Below are 15,527 nucleotides of genomic sequence, written 5' to 3' on the forward strand. Positions count from 1 at the left end.
TCCCCGGGCTTCAGCCCGAGGAGCAAGTCAATGGACGGACGAACTGCGCAACGGCGCCGACGAGTTCTGATCCCCCACCCGCCGTACACGACGGAACCCGCCCCGGTCGTCACCACCGACGACCGGGGCGACGGCACACCGGCCCGGCGGGATCACGGGTCGGTCGGGATCAGCGCAGCGCCCCCGCCTCGATCCCCAGCAGCTCCGACAGCGCGCGTTCGCCCGCCGTCGTGATCTTCACGGCTCGCTCGGAGCCGATAGGGACGCACCAGCCCGCGTCCAGGGCGTGACGGCACAGGGCCGAGCCTGCGGCGCCCGCGAGATGGGGGCGGCGCTCGGTCCAGTCCAGGCAGGCGCGGGCCAGCGGGCGGCGGCCCTTGCGGTCGAGGACGATCCCGGTGGCCTCGAACCAGCTCAGGCCCGCGTCGGTGAGCGCGAACCGACTGCCTGCGCCCGCCTGTTCGGGCGTCGCCTCGCTCGTCAGCAGGCCGTGGGCGGTCAGCGCGTCGGTCAGCGTGGTGCCGAGTCGCCCGGCGAGATGGTCGTAGCAGGTACGGCCCCGGGCCATCGCTGACCCCGCGCTCGACTCCCGCAGACTGCGCGGGCGCTCCGCCTCGGCGTCCGGCGGAAGCTGTGCGGCCATATCCTCGATCAACTGAGCGACCCGCGCGTCGGCCAGCCGCACATAGCGGTGCCGCCCCTGCCGCTCCTCGGCCAGCAGCCCGCCCGCGACCAGCTTGCCCAGATGCTCGCTCAGCGTCGACGCGGCGACGCCCGCGTACCGCGCCAACTCCCCGGCGGTCCATGCCCGTCCGTCCAGCAGCGCCAGCAGACAGGTGGCCCGTGTCTCGTCGGCGATCAGAGCGGCCAGCGCGGCGAGCCCCGGCGCCTGAGAGCCCCTGGGCCGCGCCCGCCCCGCGTTCCTGGTGGTCATGCACCCCAGCATGAGGCACGGACACTTCGACGACGACCGAAGTATGGGGACCGAAGTGCGGCGGCCGAAGTACGAGGACCGAAGCGCGCGGCCCGCTACCGGTCCTCGTCGTCCTCGTGCAGCAGTTCGTACTGCCGCTCCAGCCCGTCCAGCAGCGCCGTCAGCCCCGTCTCGAAGGCCCGTTCGTCGACCCGTTCCTGCCGCTCGGCGAGGCGGTGGGCCTGCCCGAGGTGGGGGTAGTCGGCCGGGTCGTACGCCGTCTCGTCGTCCACGAACCCGCCCGCGAACGAACCGAGCGCGGACCCCATGACGAAGTAGCGCATCAACGCGCCGATGGAGGTGGCCTGCGCGGGTGGCCAGCCCGCCTCGACCATCGCCCCGTACACGGCGTCCGCGAGCCGCAGCGCGGCCGGACGGCGGCCGGGCCCGCGGGCCAGTACGGGCACGATGTTCGGGTGGTCGCGCAGCGCGGTGCGGTAGGAGAGCGCCCAGTCGTGCAGCGCGGTCCGCCAGTCGCGGCCGTCCGCGAACATCGACAGGTCGACCTGGGCGCTCACCGAGTCCGCGACCGCCTCCAGGATCTGGTCCTTGGTGCGGAAGTGGTTGTAGAGGGACGGGCCGCTGACCCCGAGTTCGGCGGCGAGGCGGCGGGTGGAGACGGCCGCGAGCCCCTCCGCGTCCACCAGCGTCCGTGCCGCGGCGACGATGCGGTCGGTACTGAGGAGGGGCTTGCGGGGTCGGGCCATGGCGGACATCGTAGGGCGGCGGGCGGATACCCGGCGCCGCCGGGCTTCTGAGTATCTGTACTGAGTACCTGGGCGGATGTGGCGCGGGCCACGTCCGGCGAGGCTGGTCCCATGAGTGAGACACCGGTCAAGCAACAGAGCACGGCGGCGTTCTACGGGCAGGCCGTCGCGTCCTTCTCGGTGGCCATGGCCGCGACCGCCATCGGTATCGTCCGGCTGGACGCCAGTGCGTGGGTGCGGGGGTTCCTGGCCATCGCCGTCCTGTATCTGGTCACCTCCGCGTTCACGCTCGCCAAGGTGATCAGGGACCGCCAGGAGGCGGGCCAGATCGTCAGCCGGGTCGATCAGGCCCGGGTGGAGAAGCTGCTCGCGGCGCACGACCCCTTCGAGAAGCTGTGACCAGCCGGGCTAAGCGCCCGCTCAGCTTCGGCGGTATGGTTGACCCCTGCCGGTGAGAAGGGGCGAATGAGCGATGAGTGGGGCGCGGGAGTCGGACGGCGAGGCGCAGCCATGGGCCGAGGTCACCCCTGACGCGGCCCGGCGGCTGCTCGTCGCCGCCGTGGAGGCCTTCGCCGAGCGCGGCTACCACGCGACGACGACGCGCGACATCGCGGGCCGGGCGGGCATGAGCCCGGCCGCGCTCTACATCCACTACAAGACCAAGGAAGAACTGCTCCACCGCATCAGCCGGGTCGGCCACGAGAAGGCCCTGGAGGTGCTGAACACGGCGGCGCGCGGCGCGGGCACCGCCGCCGAGCGGCTGGCCGAGGCGGTGCGTTCGTTCGTGTGCTGGCACGCCGCGCAGCACACGGTCGCCCGGGTCGTGCAGTACGAACTGGACGCGCTCGGCCCGGAGGCCTGGGCCGAGATCCGCGGACTGCGCCGCCAGGTCGACGCCGAGGTGCGCGGGATCATCGAGGACGGCGTGGCGTCCGGCGAGTTCGACGTGCCGGACGTCCGGGGCACCACCCTCGCGGTGCTGTCCCTGTGTATCGACGTCGCCCGCTGGTTCAGCGCCGACGGCCCCCGGACCCCCGACGAGGTCGGCGCGCTCTACGCCGACCTCGTCCTGCGGATGGTGGGCGCGAAGCAGGACGCGTCCCGCCCGGCGTGAAGCAGGACGCATCCCGCTCAGGAACGTAGGACGCGCCCCGCTCAGGAACGTAGGACGCGTCCCGCTCAGAACGAGTAGCGGACCACCGACTCGGCCACACAGACCGGCTTGTCGCCGCCCTCCCGCTCCACGACGTAGGCGAGGGTCATCTGCACCCCGCCCGGCACGTCCTCGACACCGGTGATCGTCGCGGTGGAGCGCAGCCGGGAGCCGACGGGGACCGGGGCGGGGAAACGGACCTTGTTCGTCCCGTAGTTGACGCCCATCCGCACGCCCTCGACATCGATGAGCTGCGGCCCGAACAGCGGGAGCAGCGACAGGGTGAGATAGCCGTGGGCGATGGTCGTGCCGAAGGGGCCGCTCGCCGCCTTCTCCGGGTCCACATGGATCCACTGGTGATCGCCTGTGGCGTCCGCGAACAGGTCGATCCGCTTCTGGTCGATCTCCAGCCAGTCGCTGTACCCCAGTTGTTCGCCCACCGCCGCCTTCAGCTCGTCGGCGGATGCGAACGTCCTCGGCTCTGCCATGTCCCCGGCCTTTCGCCTCATGAAGTCGCTCTGTCTGGAACCGTGTCCAAGAACGATGTCTGAACGATGTCTAAGCAACTGCTTAGCATGGTCGGATGGCGGAGGCCTGTCAACGGACCGGGCCCGCGCCGCCGTGGGTAGGCTCGGTGGATGCCCAAGATCCCCGAGAAGATCCATGAGTTGACCGTCGGCCAACTGTCGGCCCGCAGCGGAGTCGCCGTCTCCGCCCTGCACTTCTACGAGGCCAAGGGGCTGATCAGCAGCCGCCGCACCGCGGGCAACCAGCGCCGCTACCAGCGGGACGCGCTGCGCCGGGTCGCCTTCGTCCGCGCCGCGCAGCGCGTCGGCATCCCCCTGGCCACCATCCGCGAGGCGCTGGCCCGGCTCCCCGAGGAGCGCACCCCGACCAAGGAGGACTGGGCCCGGCTCTCCGAGGCCTGGCGCTCCGAACTGGACGAGCGCATCAGCCAGTTGAGCCGCCTGCGCGACCACCTCACGGACTGCATCGGCTGCGGCTGCCTGTCCCTGGAGACCTGCGTCCTGTCCAACCCCGACGACATCTTCGGCGAACAGAGCTCGGGCTCACGGCTGCTGGTGAACCGCGGCAAGGGCCGCCGCGCCCGTGCCCAGGAGCGCGGGGAGCAGGAGGAGGCGACCGGATGCTGCCGCTGAACGGGCCCGCGCGCCCCCGGCGGACAGAGGGCTGGTAACGTCGCCCTCTTCGGCCGACGGCAACGTCGCGCACGGAGCCCTGACAGGACGAACTCTCTTGTTCTCAAGCGCGCGCCGACTGCTGCCGCAGAGCGCGCGGGCCATGGCGGACGGCAGCCTGGAGGGCGTCGGCCGGGGCGACCACAGGCTGAGTTGGGTGGACTGGCGTTCCTGGCCCCGCACCGCAGGCGCGTGCCATCGAGGCGTTCCTGTTGGTGCGCGAGGGCCGATGACACGGCGGTGGAGGAGCTCCAGCCATGGCTCGCCCGCCACGCGCCCGACCGTCTCCGCGCCCAGGGCGAGCCCCGTCTCGCCGAGCAGGCGGCCGTCCTCGCCTTCCCTCAGGAGCGGCGCTGGGACCTCCTGCACTGATCCAAGGCCCCTGTCAGCGCACGACAGAGGGGGTACGGTTCCCCCACGCACCCCCCGTGTCGGCCCGGTTCAGGCCGACACCAGCAGTCGTGCCCGCCTGGCCTCCGCCAGTGCCCCCGGTGTGAGGACCGGGCGTGGGACCACGATGCCGCAGTCCACGCAGACCGGGCCCGAGGAGGGCTCGCGTGCCAGGTCGTACCGCCAGACGAGGTGGTCACCGGCGCACACCGGGCAGGTCGAGCCCGGCTGCCGCTCCAGCGCGGCGATGAGCCGGCGCAGTACCTCGGCCAGTGGTTCATGAGGATGGACGGACGGGTCGTCGCACCAGGCGATCCCGAAGCCGCCCCAGGTCAGCCGGTGCCAGTCGTCCACACTGCCCGGCCTGCGCAGTCCCTCCTGCTTCTCCTTCCTGCGCCGCTTCGTGAACTCCGCCTCGTAGTCCAACCAGACGGAGCGGGCCTCCTCCAGCTCCTCCAGCGCGGCCACGAGCCGCGCCGGGTCGGGGGAGCGGTCCTCGGGTCCGAACCCGGCCCGGGAGCACAGATGGTCCCACGTCGCCCGATGCCCGTAAGGGGCGAACTTCTCAAGGCACTTGCGCAGTGAATAGCGTCGCAGTGCCAGATCGCACCGCGGATCTCGCACCTGTCTCGCCAGACTCCGGAAACCGGCCATCGCCCTGCACCTCCGTCACACCTGCATCTGAACTGCGGTCACTTCGGCGTCGTCGTAGGGACGTCGCCGAATAGACGTATCGACACGCGATTCGGCTCCATCCGGTCCCCGATGCCCGCACTCGACGTCCGACGACCGTCATGAGCCACCCTCCGAGCCGTGCGCGGCGCCTTCCCCGCGCCGCCGTTCCCCGCCGGGACCCGGCGCCCACGTGAACTGCACCGAATCCACGAATAGTTGACGCATGTTCATCTTCACTCGCGGTGATACCGGCGGTAACGTCCGGCCCACCATCGTCCGGAGGAGCTGCCATGCCACGGCGCACCCCAGGTACCACACTCGACACCCTGAGAACTCCCCGCCGATTCCCCAAGTTCCTCAAGGCCGCGTCGATATGCGCGCTCGTCGCCGGTCTGCTGTCCCCGGTCACCGCGGGCGCCGCTCGGGCGGCGACCGCCGACGACCACTGCGGCGGCCAGTGCTCGGACATCCTGCCGCCAGGCGAGAACGGCAACGCCACCCTCGCCGAGATCCTGCTCAACCAGGCCTTCGGGACCCAGCCCGCGCACGCGGAGGACCAGCTCGGCCCCTACGCCGACCTGGCCAAGGGCTACCCGACGCTCACCGACGACAAGATCAACAGCTTCTTCAACGACGCCTCGTTCGGCGTCCCCTCGGACCAGGTCGCCTCCACCGAGAAGCCCGCCGGGCGCGGCGACGTCACGATCGTGCGCGACAAGAAGTCCGGGGTGCCGCACATCACGGGCACCACCCGCTACGGCACCGAGTTCGGCGCCGGATACGCCGCCGCCGAGGACCGGTTGTGGCTCATGGACGTCTTCCGGCACGTGGGGCGCGGCCAGTTGACGTCCTTCGCGGGCGGCGCCCCCGCCAACCAGGGCCTCGAGCAGCAGTTCTACCGCAGCGCGCCCTACACCGAGGCCGACCTCCAGGCACAGATCGATACCGCGGTGGCCAAGGGCGGCGCGCGCGGCCGGCAGGCACTCGCCGACGTGGACGCCTATCTCGCCGGGATCAACGCCTATATCGACGCCTCCGACGCGGGCCGCTACTTCCCCGGCGAGTACGACCTGACCGGCCACAAGGACCCGATCACCAACGCCGGGACCATCGAGCACTTCAAGGCAACCGACCTGGTCGCCCTGTCCTCCGTGATCGGCTCGCTGTTCGGCTCCGGCGGGGGCGGCGAGGTGACCAACGCGCTCTCGCTGCTGGCCGCGCAGGCCGAGTACGGCGTCCAGGAGGGCACCCGGGTCTGGGAGTCCTTCCGCGAGCGCAACGACCCCGAGGCCGTCCTCACCCTCCACGACGGCCAGAGCTTCCCGTACGCCGCGAAGCCGGCCACCGCGCAGGGCGAGGCCCTGCCCGACCCCGGCTCGGTGACCCAGGAGCCGCTGGTCCACGACCGCACGGGCAGCGCGACCGGTTCGGCCGCGAAGGGCGCGGCCACCACGGCGGCGAAGGCGGCCGTGTCCTCGGCCCGGCGCGGCATGTCCAACGCCCTGGTCGTCAGCGGTGCGCACACCGCGAGCGGCCACCCCGTCGCCGTCTTCGGCCCGCAGACCGGCTACTTCGCCCCGCAGTTGCTGCTGCTCCAGGAGATCCAGGGGCCGGGCATCAGCGCTCGTGGCGCCTCCTTCGCGGGCTTGAGCATGTACGTCGAACTCGGCCGCGGCCAGGACTACTCGTGGAGCGCCACGACCTCCGGCCAGGACATCATCGACACCTACGCCGTCGAGCTGTGCCAGGACGACGTCCACTACCTGTACCACGGCACGTGCACGGCCATGGACAAGGTCGAGCAGGCCAACTCCTGGAAGCCGACCCTCGCCGACGGCACCGCGGCGGGCTCGTACACGATGCGCGTCTGGCGCACGAAGTACGGCCCGGTGCAGTACCGCGCGACCGTCGGCGGCAAGAAGGTCGCCTACACCACCCTGCGCTCCTCCTACCGGCACGAGGTCGACTCCATCATCGGCTTCCAGATGCTCAACGACCCGGACGCCGTCAAGGGCCCGCAGGACTTCCAGAAGGCCACGCAGCACATCAACTTCACGTTCAACTGGTTCTACGCCGACGCGCAGCACACCGCGTACTACAACAGCGGCGACAACCCGGTACGCGCGAACGGCGTCGACGCCGAGTTCCCCGTGTGGGCGCAGTCGGCGTACGAGTGGAAGAACTGGGACCCGGCCACCAACACCGCCGACTACACGCCGACTTCGGCCCACCCGAACTCCATCGACCAGGACTACTACATCTCCTGGAACAACAAGCAGGCCAAGGACTACACGGCCGCGCCCTGGGGCGAGGGCTCCGTGCACCGCGGTGATCTGCTGGAGGACCGGGTGAAGGCGCTGGTCACGGCGGGCGGGGTGACCCGCGCCTCGCTGACCCGGGCGATGGCGGACGCGGCCCTCGCGGACCTGCGCGCCGAGGACGTACTGCCCAATCTGCTGAAGGTGATCGGCAGTTCACAGGTCACCGACCCCACGGCAGCCGCGGCGGTGAGCAAGCTCCAGGCCTGGGTGGCCGCGGGCGCCCGGCGCACCGAGACCTCGGCGGGCTCCAAGGCCTACGCGAACGCCGACGCCGTCCGCATCCTCGACGCCTGGTGGCCGCTGCTGGTGAAGGGCGAGTTCGAGCCCCGTCTCGGCAGCGACCTGTACACGGCGTTCACCGCGAACCTGCCGGTCGACGAGTCCCCGTCGGCCGGGCACGGGGCGACCGGCTCGCACGCCGGTAGCGCCTTCCAGTACGGCTGGTGGAGCTATGTCGACAAGGACATCCGCGCGGTCCTCGGCGAGCCGGTGCAGGGCCCCCTCGCGCAGACGTACTGCGGCGGAGGGAACCTCGGCGCCTGCCGGGACATGCTGATCAGCACGCTGAAGCAGGCGGCGGGCACCCCGGCGGCCCAGGTCTACCCGGGCGACGACCAGTGCTCGGCGGGTGACCAGTGGTGCGCGGACTCGATCGCCCAGCGCGCGCTCGGCGGTATCAAGCACGGCAAGATCAGTTGGCAGAACCGGCCCACCTACCAGCAGGTGGTGGAGTACACCTCGCACCGGTGAGCCGTCCGGCGGCGGGCCGACACGCGAGCAGGCCCGCCGCCGTGGCTCACTTGTAGAGCAGGTAGCCCTTGCGGACCTTCCGGAACGCGGCGAGTTCCTGCCGCCAGCCCGCCACCACCGCGTCGGTGTCGGCGCCCGTGTCGATCATCGTGCGCACGCGCGTGGACCCGGTCAGCTTGTCGATCCAGTTGTCGGAGCGCCAGGCGAAGTCGCTCCAGACCTGTTTGGCGGTGACGAGCAGCCCGACCCCGGTCCGTACGGGGTCGAAGGCAGCCCGGTCGTGGACGTGGAGTTGTACGCCGCCGACCGTGACGCCCTGGAACTTGGAGAAGGTGGGCGCGAAGTAGGCCTCCCGGAAGCGCACGCCCGGCAGCCCGAGCGTGTTCGCGGCCTCGGCCCAGCGGCCGTCGATGCCCTCGGCGCCGAGCAGTTCGAAGGGCCGGGTGGTGCCACGGCCCTCCGACAGGTTGGTGCCTTCGAACAGACAGGTGCCGGAGTAGACGAGCGCGGTGTCCGGAGTCGGCATGTTGGGGCTCGGCGGCACCCAGGGCAGCCCGGAGGCGTCGTAGAACTGCGACCTGCTCCAGCCGGTCATCAGTACGGTCTCCAGCCGCACCGGCTTGGTCAGGAACTCCCCGTTGAACAGCCGCGCCAGCTCGGCGACCGTCATGCCGTGCGCCTGGGAGATCGGCTGCCGTCCGACGAACGTCGCGAACTCCGGGTGCAGCACCGGGCCGAGGGCCTCCCGGCCGGTCATCGGGTTCGGGCGGTCGAGGACCACGAACCGCTTGCCGGCCAGCGCGGCGGCCTCCATGCAGTCGTAGAGCGTCCAGATGTACGTGTAGAAGCGGGCGCCCGCGTCCTGGATGTCGAAGACGACCGTGTCCACACCGGAGGCGGTGAAGACGTCGGCGAGCGGCTGCCCGCTCTTGAGGTACGTGTCGTACACGGGCAGCCCGGTGGCCGGGTCGTCGTAGCGGCCCTCGGATCCGCCCGCCTGCGCGGTGCCACGGAAGCCGTGCTCCGGGCCGAACACGGCGACCAGGTTCACCCGGCGGTCGGCGTGCATGACGTCCACGATGTGGCGTACGTCCCGGGTGATGCCGGTCGGGTTGGTGACGACGCCGACCCGCTGACCGGCGAGTGGCGCGTACCCGTCGGCCACCAGGCGCTCGAAGCCGGTCCGCAGCGGCCCGCCGCGCTCCTCGGGCGCCGCCTGGGCCTCGGCGACCGGGACCGTCGAGGCCCAGGCCGCGGCGGCCGTGGTGGCGAGCAGGCTCCGTCTGGACAGCTTCATACGGTGACCTCCGTGATCTCGGCACGTGTCATGCCCACGCACGCTAGCGTGCGCCGGGGCGACACGGAACGCGTCGGACCGGAACGCGCCGCACCGGTGTCGGATCGCCCGCGCGGGACCCTCACGGCTCTCCCTTCCCCACGCCATACCGACCGGTTAGTCTGCGCTGTCGGATGTCGTGGCGTCGGAGGAGGCCGAGGGTGGAAGCGAAGGCCGTTCGGGATGCGGCAGTGGTGGTCACCGGGGCCGGGAGCGGGATCGGCGCCGCGCTGGCCCGCCGGTTCGCCGCCGAGGGGGCCCGGGTCGTCGTCAACGACCTCGACGCCGGGAAGGCGAAGGCGGTCGCCGAGGAGATCGGCGGCATCGCGCTCGCGGGCGACGCGGGGGCGATCGTCGCCGAGGCGCGGGACGCGCTCGGCGGCACCGTGGACGTGTACTGCGCCAACGCGGGCGTCGCGTCGGGCGGTTCGGAGGCGGCGGGCGAGGCGGTCTGGACGCAGGCCTGGGACGTCAACGTCATGGCCCATGTCCGCGCCGCCGAGGCGCTGCTCCCGGACTGGCTGGAGCGCGGCAGCGGTCGCTTCGTCTCCACCGTCTCCGCCGCCGGACTGCTCACCATGATCGGCGCCGCCCCCTACAGCGTCACCAAGCACGGGGCGTACGCCTTCGCCGAGTGGCTGTCGCTGACGTACCGCCACCGCGGGATCAAGGTGCACGCGATCTGCCCGCAGGGCGTGCGCACCGACATGCTGGCCGCCACCGGCAGCGCGGGCGACCTGGTGCTCCAGCCGACCGCGATCGAGCCGGAGGACGTGGCCGAGGCCCTCTTCCAGGGCATGGCGCAGGACCGCTTCCTGATCCTGCCGCACCCCGAGGTCGCCGAGTACTACCGGGCGCGGGCCACCGACCCCGACCGCTGGCTGGCGACCATGAACCACATCCAGCAGAAGTGGGAGCGGACCCGCTGACCGCGCGTCCCCCCGCGGCGGCCGGGAGCCTGCCGCGGGCGCCGACGGCGGCGAGTGGGAAGATCCTTCGTCGGGAACCGCGTTCCCGTATCCAGGACAGAACGCGTTCCCGTATCCAGGACAGACCATGGAAAGGCAGGTGGCGGCAGTGCCCAGGACCACGGAGGGCGACGGCACCCCCGTCCCGCAGCGGCTGCTCGCCGCCGCCACCCGGCTCTTCGCCGACCAGGGCTACGACCGCACGTCCGTCCAGGAGATCGTGGAGGCGGCCGGCGTCACCAAGGGGGCGCTGTACCACTACTTCGGCTCCAAGGAGGACCTGCTGCACGAGGTGTACGCGCGCATGCTGCGCCTCCAGCAGGAGCGCCTCGACGCCTTCGCGCAGGCCGACGAACCCGTCGAGAAGCGGCTGCGGGACGCCGCCGCCGACGTCGTCGTGACGACGATCGACAACCTCGACGACGCGATGATCTTCTTCCGCTCCATGCACCACCTCGGCCCGGAGAAGCACCAGCAGGTCCGCGCCGAGCGCCGCCGCTACCACGAACGCTTCCGCGCGCTCATCGAGGAGGGCCAGAAGCAGGGCGTCTTCTCCACGGCCACCCCGGCGGACCTGGTGGTGGACTACCACTTCGGCTCCGTCCACCACCTCTCCACCTGGTACCGCCCGGACGGTCCGCTCAGCCCGCAGGAGGTCGCCGACCACCTGGCCGATCTGCTGCTGCGGGCGCTGCGGCCGTGAACCGGGCGACGAGGGCCGCGAGATGCGGCCCTCGTCGCGCAACAGGCCCTAGCGGTACTTCTTCAGCTCCCGGCGCGCCAGCGACCGCTGGTGCACCTCGTCCGGGCCGTCCGCGAGCCGCAACGTGCGGGCCGCCGCGTACAGTTCGGCCAGCGGGAAGTCCTGGCCGACACCGCCCGCGCCGTGCAACTGGATCGCCCGGTCCAGGATGCCCGTCACCGTACGAGGCGTGGCGATCTTGATGGCCTGGATCTCGGTGTGGGCGCCCTTGTTGCCGACGGTGTCCATCAGCCAGGCCGTCTTCAGGACCAGCAGCCGCAGTTGCTCGATCTCGACCCGTGCGTCCGCGATCCAGTTGTGGATCACGCCCTGTTGGGCCAGCGCCTTGCCGAACGCCTCGCGGGACAGCGCCCGTCGGCACATCAGCTCGACCGCCCGCTCTGCCATGCCGATCAGCCGCATGCAGTGGTGGATACGGCCGGGACCGAGACGGGCCTGGGCGATGGCGAAGCCGCCGCCCTCCTCGCCGATGAGGTTCGTCACCGGCACCCGCGCCTGGTCGAACACCACCTCGGCATGCCCGCCGTGGAAGTGGTCCTCGTACCCGAAGACCTGCATCGCCCGCGTGATCGTGACGCCCGGGGTGTCCCGGGGGACCAGCACCATCGACTGCTGGCGCCGGATGTCCGGCCCGTCCGGGTCGGTCTTGCCCATCACGATGAAGATCTTGCAATCCGGGTGCATGGCCCCGGAGATGTACCACTTGCGCCCCGTGATGACGTATTCGTCGCCGTCCTTCTCGATGCGCGTCGTGATGTTCGTGGCGTCCGAGGACGCCACCTCCGGCTCGGTCATCGCGAACGCCGAGCGGATCTCGCCCGCGAGCAGCGGCTCCAGCCACTGCTTCTTCTGCCGCTCGTCGCCGAACTGCGCCAGCACCTCCATGTTGCCGGTGTCCGGTGCCGCGCAGTTGGTGACGGTCGGCGCCAACTGCGGGGAGCGGCCGGTGATTTCGGCGAGCGGCGCGTACTGGAGGTTGGTCAGCCCGGCACCGTGCTCGCTGTCCGGCAGGAACAGGTTCCACAGGCCCTGGCGGCGCGCCTCGGCCTTCAACTCCTCCACCACGGGAGGGTTCTCCCACGGCGAGTCGAGCCGGGCGCGCTGCTCTTCCACGAGTTGCTCGGCCGGGTAGACGTACTCGTCCATGAACGCGAGGAGCTTGGCGCGCAGTTCCTCCGTGCGCGCGTCGAACGCGAAGTCCATGCGGAATCAGCCTTCCTGAAGGCCTGAGCGCAGCGTGGCCAGGCCGTGCTGGATGAAGACGGGGACGAGGTCGCCGATGCGGTCGAAGCCGTGGCCGACCGTCTGACCGAGGGTGTACCGGTAGTGGATGCCCTCCAGGATCACGGCGAGCTTGAACCACGCGAACGCCGTGTACCAGGAGAGCGCGGCCACATCGCGCCCCGAGCGCGCGGCGTACCGCTCCACCAGCTCGGCGGGCGCGGGGTGTCCGGGTGCCTCGGCGGTGGTGGACACGGGCGAGTCGGGCATCCCGAGCGGGGTGCAGTACATCACCAGCAGGCCCAGGTCGGTGAGCGGGTCGCCGAGCGTGGACATCTCCCAGTCGAGGATCGCCTTGATCTGGTCGTCCGCGCCGATGAGGACGTTGTCCAGGCGGTAGTCGCCGTGGACGACGGTGGGGGCGGGGGAGGTGGGCAGATGGCCTCCGAGCAGGGCGTGCAGCTCGTCGATGCCGGGCAGCTCGCGGCCTCGGGAGGCTGTCAACTGCTTGCCCCAGCGTCGCAGTTGGCGCTCGAGGAAGCCCTCGGGCCGCCCGAAGTCGGCCAGCCCCACCTCGGCGGGGTCCACCGCGTGCAGCTCGACGAGGGTGTCGACCAGGGACAGGACGGCCTCGCGGGTGCGCTCCGGGCCCAGCGGGGCGAGCTGGTCGGCGGTGCGGTACGGGGTGCCCGCCACGAAGTCCATCACGTAGAAGGGTGCGCCCAGGACCGACTCGTCCTCGCACAGCAGCACCGGGCGCGGCACGGGCACGGCCGTCGGGTGCAGCGCGCTGAGCACCCGGTGTTCGCGCTTCATGTCATGGGCGGTGGCCAGCACATGGCCGAGTGGGGGGCGCCGGACGACCCAGGTGGCCGCGCCGTCCGAGACGGCGTACGTGAGGTTCGACCGCCCGCCCTCGATCAGCCGGCCGCTCAGGGGGCCGCCGACCAGACCCGGCCGCTCGGCGTCGAGCAGGCCGCGCAGCCGGTCGAGATCGAGTCCCGGTGGGTGCTCTGGGCTCATCAATGCTCCTCCGTACACGGAAACAGGATCAGCATCATGATGCCGACCGGTCGGTATGTCGTCCAGTGCGCAGGGCGAACGTGATCGGCGCCACGCGCTCACGCGTGACCGGCTCGGGCCCGCCCATGGCCGGGTTCACGCGTGGCTGGTCACCATCTCGCCGCCGTTCAGGACCGCCATGTCCCGGAAGGCGGGCAGCGGATCCAGCGGCGCGCCCTCGGGCAGCCCGCCCAACTCGGCGTACGCGCGGTGCAGATCGGCCACCAGCCGCTCGCTCTCGCGCAGCTCCGCGAACGCGCCGAGATCCGTCGCCTCGGCCGCCTCAAGCGGCGTACGGCCCGCCGCGCGCTCGCGCTGCGCGACCTCGGCGACGAACCGCAGATAGCGCTCCGTACGGTCGAACGCGGAGGGGTCGGTGACCGGCCCGTGCCCGGGGACGACGGTCTCCGCGCCCAGCGCGCGCAGCCGCTCCAGCGCCCGCAGCGAGCCGCTGAGCGAGCCCATCAGGAAGAACGGCGTCCCGCCCTCGAAGACCAGGTCGCCGGCGAACAGCACGCGCCGGTGCGGCAGCCAGACCACCGAGTCGCCGACGGTGTGCGCCACCCCCGGGTGCATCACCTCGGCGTCGACCGCGCCGACGTGGACCGTCGTACGGTCCCGGTATGTCAGGTCGGCGCCCAGGATCCGTACGTCCCCGTAGTCGGTCTCCGGCCAGATCAGCGCCAGTTGATGCCCGGCGGCCAGGGCCTCCCGGCGGCAGTCGGCGTGCGAGACGATCGTCGCGGCCGGTACGAAGAAGCCGTTGCCGTACGTGTGGTCGCCATGGTGGTGGGTGTTGACGACCCACCGCGGCGCGGGCGCCCCGGTGGCCGCGATCGCCGCGCCGAGCGCACGCGTACGGCGCTCGGTCGCGGCCGTGTCCACCAGGAGCGTGGCGGTCCCGTCGGTCACGAACCCGGCGTTGTTCACACACCAGCCGCCGTCCGGCTGCACATAGGCGTACACGTCGTCGGCCAGTGCGAGCGTGTAGGGCTTCGCCGCGGTCACGGGACCTCCCGGGTCGTCGTCAAGGGTGACAGGCGAAGCCCAGTGTTCCCGATCGCCGGCGGTCGTCAGTGATCGTCAGTGATCGTCCCAGTGGCCTTCGTGCCGGGCGTGCCGATGGCCGTCGTGGAGGTAGTCGACGTGGTCGCCGTGCTGGACGGGACGATGTCCGCAGCCCTCGCCGTGCTGGTGCTCGTGCCCCTGGTGCGAGACGTGCCGGCTGGGCTCGCACTCGTCCCAGTGGCCCTGGTGCTCGCGGTGCAGATGCCCGTCGTGCGCGTAGTCGACGTGGTCGCCGTGCGGCACGGCGTCGTGCCCGCAGGCCGGGCCGTGGCTGTGGCGGTGTGCGGTGTGGTCGCGGTGGGGGGTGCTCATGGCGCTCACCTTCACCTTCTCGGCAGCAGTCCTGCCGTGCCTCGCCTCCCAGGCTAGCCAAACGGGACTTGTCCGGCTCGGCGGTACTCCTTGAGTCGCTCGTACGCGGCCAGCCCGTCCGGGACCCACTCCCGGTCCGACAGACGGCGCTCCACCTCGTCCTCGGGCAGGAAGGCGTGCCAGGCGACCTCCTCGGCCTGGGGGTCCACGGGCAGCTCGCAGCGGACCTCGTAGACCGCGGACCACCAGGTCCGGCCCGCGCCGCCGCCGTACAGGAACGTGAACAGCGGCTTCGGCCGGGGCAGCCCGCTGACGCCGAGTTCCTCCTCGGCCTCCCGCAGGGCGGCGTCGTCGTAGCTCTCGCCCGCGCCGACCACCCCGCCCACGAACATGTCGTACAGGGAGGGGAAGACCAGCTTGGTGGCGGTGCGGCGGTGGACGAAGAGGCGGCCCTCGGCGTCGCGCACCTGGATGAACACGCATCGGTGGCGCAGCCCGCGCGCGTACGCCTCGCCGCGGGGCGACTGCCCGATGACCCTGTCGTTCTCGTCCACGATGTCGAGGAGTTCGTCAGCGGCGCTCATACGGCCCATCCAAGCAGACCGCGGGCAGACCGCGGGCAGGCCGCG

Annotated in this window: 17 protein-coding genes; 7 read left to right on the forward strand and 10 right to left on the reverse strand. The window is 71.6% G+C overall.

Features of this window, described 5'->3' with window-relative positions; all coding sequences use genetic code 11:
* Nucleotides 1-169: 169 nt before the first annotated feature.
* Both NGF19_RS28935 and NGF19_RS28940 read right to left on the reverse strand, forming a co-directional pair.
* Complete coding sequence (locus NGF19_RS28935; RefSeq protein WP_252428650.1) at nucleotides 170-934, reverse strand: ArsR/SmtB family transcription factor; 765 nt, start codon at nucleotides 932-934, stop codon at nucleotides 170-172.
* Nucleotides 935-1,029: 95 nt separating this feature from the next.
* Nucleotides 1,030-1,680 (reverse strand): TetR/AcrR family transcriptional regulator, encoded by a 651-nt coding sequence (locus NGF19_RS28940; RefSeq protein ID WP_252428652.1) that lies wholly within the window; start codon nucleotides 1,678-1,680, stop codon nucleotides 1,030-1,032.
* A 111-nt stretch (nucleotides 1,681-1,791) separates the two neighbouring features.
* On the opposite strand from NGF19_RS28940, the gene NGF19_RS28945 reads away from it, so the two are divergent.
* Together NGF19_RS28945 and NGF19_RS28950 are read left to right on the forward strand one after the other, a co-directional pair.
* On the forward strand, nucleotides 1,792-2,079 hold the full coding sequence (locus NGF19_RS28945; protein ID WP_252428654.1) for a YiaA/YiaB family inner membrane protein: 288 nt from the start codon (nucleotides 1,792-1,794) through the stop codon (nucleotides 2,077-2,079).
* Nucleotides 2,080-2,152: 73 nt separating this feature from the next.
* The gene (locus NGF19_RS28950; protein ID WP_252428656.1) at nucleotides 2,153-2,794 is read left to right on the forward strand and encodes a TetR/AcrR family transcriptional regulator; all 642 of its coding nucleotides are present in this window, start codon (nucleotides 2,153-2,155) and stop codon (nucleotides 2,792-2,794) included.
* Nucleotides 2,795-2,859: 65 nt separating this feature from the next.
* On the opposite strand, the gene NGF19_RS28955 is transcribed toward NGF19_RS28950, so the two are convergent.
* A complete protein-coding gene (locus NGF19_RS28955; RefSeq protein WP_252428658.1) occupies nucleotides 2,860-3,321 on the reverse strand; it encodes a MaoC family dehydratase in 462 nt (153 codons plus the stop codon).
* Between the two features lie 150 nt (nucleotides 3,322-3,471).
* On the opposite strand from NGF19_RS28955, the gene soxR reads away from it, so the two are divergent.
* Both soxR and NGF19_RS30850 read left to right on the forward strand, forming a co-directional pair.
* Nucleotides 3,472-3,993, forward strand: coding sequence for a redox-sensitive transcriptional activator SoxR (gene soxR, locus NGF19_RS28960; RefSeq protein WP_252428660.1), 522 nt, complete (start codon nucleotides 3,472-3,474; stop codon nucleotides 3,991-3,993).
* A 279-nt stretch (nucleotides 3,994-4,272) separates the two neighbouring features.
* Nucleotides 4,273-4,404, forward strand: coding sequence for a hypothetical protein (locus NGF19_RS30850; RefSeq protein WP_289738394.1), 132 nt, complete (start codon nucleotides 4,273-4,275; stop codon nucleotides 4,402-4,404).
* A 69-nt stretch (nucleotides 4,405-4,473) separates the two neighbouring features.
* Here NGF19_RS30850 and NGF19_RS28965 read toward each other — a convergent pair whose 3' ends face one another.
* Nucleotides 4,474-5,076 carry a hypothetical protein gene (locus NGF19_RS28965; RefSeq protein ID WP_252428662.1) on the reverse strand — a complete coding sequence of 201 codons (603 nt, stop codon included), beginning with the start codon at nucleotides 5,074-5,076 and terminating at the stop codon, nucleotides 4,474-4,476.
* Nucleotides 5,077-5,387: 311 nt separating this feature from the next.
* On the opposite strand from NGF19_RS28965, the gene NGF19_RS28970 reads away from it, so the two are divergent.
* On the forward strand, nucleotides 5,388-8,168 hold the full coding sequence (locus NGF19_RS28970; RefSeq protein WP_252428664.1) for a penicillin acylase family protein: 2,781 nt from the start codon (nucleotides 5,388-5,390) through the stop codon (nucleotides 8,166-8,168).
* Between the two features lie 46 nt (nucleotides 8,169-8,214).
* On the opposite strand, the gene NGF19_RS28975 is transcribed toward NGF19_RS28970, so the two are convergent.
* Nucleotides 8,215-9,465 carry an exo-beta-N-acetylmuramidase NamZ family protein gene (locus NGF19_RS28975; RefSeq protein ID WP_252428666.1) on the reverse strand — a complete coding sequence of 417 codons (1,251 nt, stop codon included), beginning with the start codon at nucleotides 9,463-9,465 and terminating at the stop codon, nucleotides 8,215-8,217.
* Between the two features lie 173 nt (nucleotides 9,466-9,638).
* On the opposite strand from NGF19_RS28975, the gene NGF19_RS28980 reads away from it, so the two are divergent.
* Nucleotides 9,639-10,433 carry an SDR family oxidoreductase gene (locus NGF19_RS28980; RefSeq protein ID WP_252428668.1) on the forward strand — a complete coding sequence of 265 codons (795 nt, stop codon included), beginning with the start codon at nucleotides 9,639-9,641 and terminating at the stop codon, nucleotides 10,431-10,433.
* A 148-nt stretch (nucleotides 10,434-10,581) separates the two neighbouring features.
* Nucleotides 10,582-11,175, forward strand: coding sequence for a TetR/AcrR family transcriptional regulator (locus NGF19_RS28985; protein ID WP_252428670.1), 594 nt, complete (start codon nucleotides 10,582-10,584; stop codon nucleotides 11,173-11,175).
* Between the two features lie 48 nt (nucleotides 11,176-11,223).
* Here NGF19_RS28985 and NGF19_RS28990 read toward each other — a convergent pair whose 3' ends face one another.
* From NGF19_RS28990 to NGF19_RS29010, 5 genes are all read right to left on the reverse strand, one after another.
* Complete coding sequence (locus NGF19_RS28990) at nucleotides 11,224-12,438, reverse strand: acyl-CoA dehydrogenase family protein (RefSeq protein WP_252428672.1); 1,215 nt, start codon at nucleotides 12,436-12,438, stop codon at nucleotides 11,224-11,226.
* Between the two features lie 6 nt (nucleotides 12,439-12,444).
* Nucleotides 12,445-13,479 carry a phosphotransferase family protein gene (locus tag NGF19_RS28995; protein WP_252428673.1) on the reverse strand — a complete coding sequence of 345 codons (1,035 nt, stop codon included), beginning with the start codon at nucleotides 13,477-13,479 and terminating at the stop codon, nucleotides 12,445-12,447.
* Nucleotides 13,480-13,614: 135 nt separating this feature from the next.
* Nucleotides 13,615-14,526: an MBL fold metallo-hydrolase gene (locus tag NGF19_RS29000; RefSeq protein WP_252428675.1), complete on the reverse strand. Its 912-nt coding sequence runs from the start codon at nucleotides 14,524-14,526 to the stop codon at nucleotides 13,615-13,617.
* A 75-nt stretch (nucleotides 14,527-14,601) separates the two neighbouring features.
* Nucleotides 14,602-14,898 carry a hypothetical protein gene (locus NGF19_RS29005; RefSeq protein ID WP_252428677.1) on the reverse strand — a complete coding sequence of 99 codons (297 nt, stop codon included), beginning with the start codon at nucleotides 14,896-14,898 and terminating at the stop codon, nucleotides 14,602-14,604.
* Nucleotides 14,899-14,951: 53 nt separating this feature from the next.
* Nucleotides 14,952-15,482 carry an NUDIX hydrolase gene (locus NGF19_RS29010; protein ID WP_252428679.1) on the reverse strand — a complete coding sequence of 177 codons (531 nt, stop codon included), beginning with the start codon at nucleotides 15,480-15,482 and terminating at the stop codon, nucleotides 14,952-14,954.
* Nucleotides 15,483-15,527: the final 45 nt, after the last annotated feature.

This window comes from Streptomyces macrolidinus (genome assembly GCF_023887685.1).
In the GTDB taxonomy this organism is placed as follows: domain Bacteria; phylum Actinomycetota; class Actinomycetes; order Streptomycetales; family Streptomycetaceae; genus Streptomyces; species Streptomyces macrolidinus.

What these genes read in the sequence shown, in the direction of transcription:
- NGF19_RS28935 (WP_252428650.1), bottom strand. Translation starts at nt 934, where the DNA reads ATGACCACCAGGAACGCGGGGCGGGCGCGGCCCAGGGGCTCTCAGGCG.
- NGF19_RS28940 (WP_252428652.1), bottom strand. Translation starts at nt 1,680, where the DNA reads ATGGCCCGACCCCGCAAGCCCCTCCTCAGTACCGACCGCATCGTCGCC.
- NGF19_RS28945 (WP_252428654.1), top strand. Translation starts at nt 1,792, where the DNA reads ATGAGTGAGACACCGGTCAAGCAACAGAGCACGGCGGCGTTCTACGGG.
- NGF19_RS28950 (WP_252428656.1), top strand. Translation starts at nt 2,153, where the DNA reads ATGAGTGGGGCGCGGGAGTCGGACGGCGAGGCGCAGCCATGGGCCGAG.
- NGF19_RS28955 (WP_252428658.1), bottom strand. Translation starts at nt 3,321, where the DNA reads ATGGCAGAGCCGAGGACGTTCGCATCCGCCGACGAGCTGAAGGCGGCG.
- soxR (WP_252428660.1), top strand. Translation starts at nt 3,472, where the DNA reads ATGCCCAAGATCCCCGAGAAGATCCATGAGTTGACCGTCGGCCAACTG.
- NGF19_RS28965 (WP_252428662.1), bottom strand. Translation starts at nt 5,076, where the DNA reads ATGGCCGGTTTCCGGAGTCTGGCGAGACAGGTGCGAGATCCGCGGTGC.
- NGF19_RS28970 (WP_252428664.1), top strand. Translation starts at nt 5,388, where the DNA reads ATGCCACGGCGCACCCCAGGTACCACACTCGACACCCTGAGAACTCCC.
- NGF19_RS28975 (WP_252428666.1), bottom strand. Translation starts at nt 9,465, where the DNA reads ATGAAGCTGTCCAGACGGAGCCTGCTCGCCACCACGGCCGCCGCGGCC.
- NGF19_RS28980 (WP_252428668.1), top strand. Translation starts at nt 9,639, where the DNA reads ATGTCGTGGCGTCGGAGGAGGCCGAGGGTGGAAGCGAAGGCCGTTCGG.
- NGF19_RS28990 (WP_252428672.1), bottom strand. Translation starts at nt 12,438, where the DNA reads ATGGACTTCGCGTTCGACGCGCGCACGGAGGAACTGCGCGCCAAGCTC.
- NGF19_RS28995 (WP_252428673.1), bottom strand. Translation starts at nt 13,479, where the DNA reads ATGAGCCCAGAGCACCCACCGGGACTCGATCTCGACCGGCTGCGCGGC.
- NGF19_RS29005 (WP_252428677.1), bottom strand. Translation starts at nt 14,898, where the DNA reads ATGAGCACCCCCCACCGCGACCACACCGCACACCGCCACAGCCACGGC.
- NGF19_RS29010 (WP_252428679.1), bottom strand. Translation starts at nt 15,482, where the DNA reads ATGAGCGCCGCTGACGAACTCCTCGACATCGTGGACGAGAACGACAGG.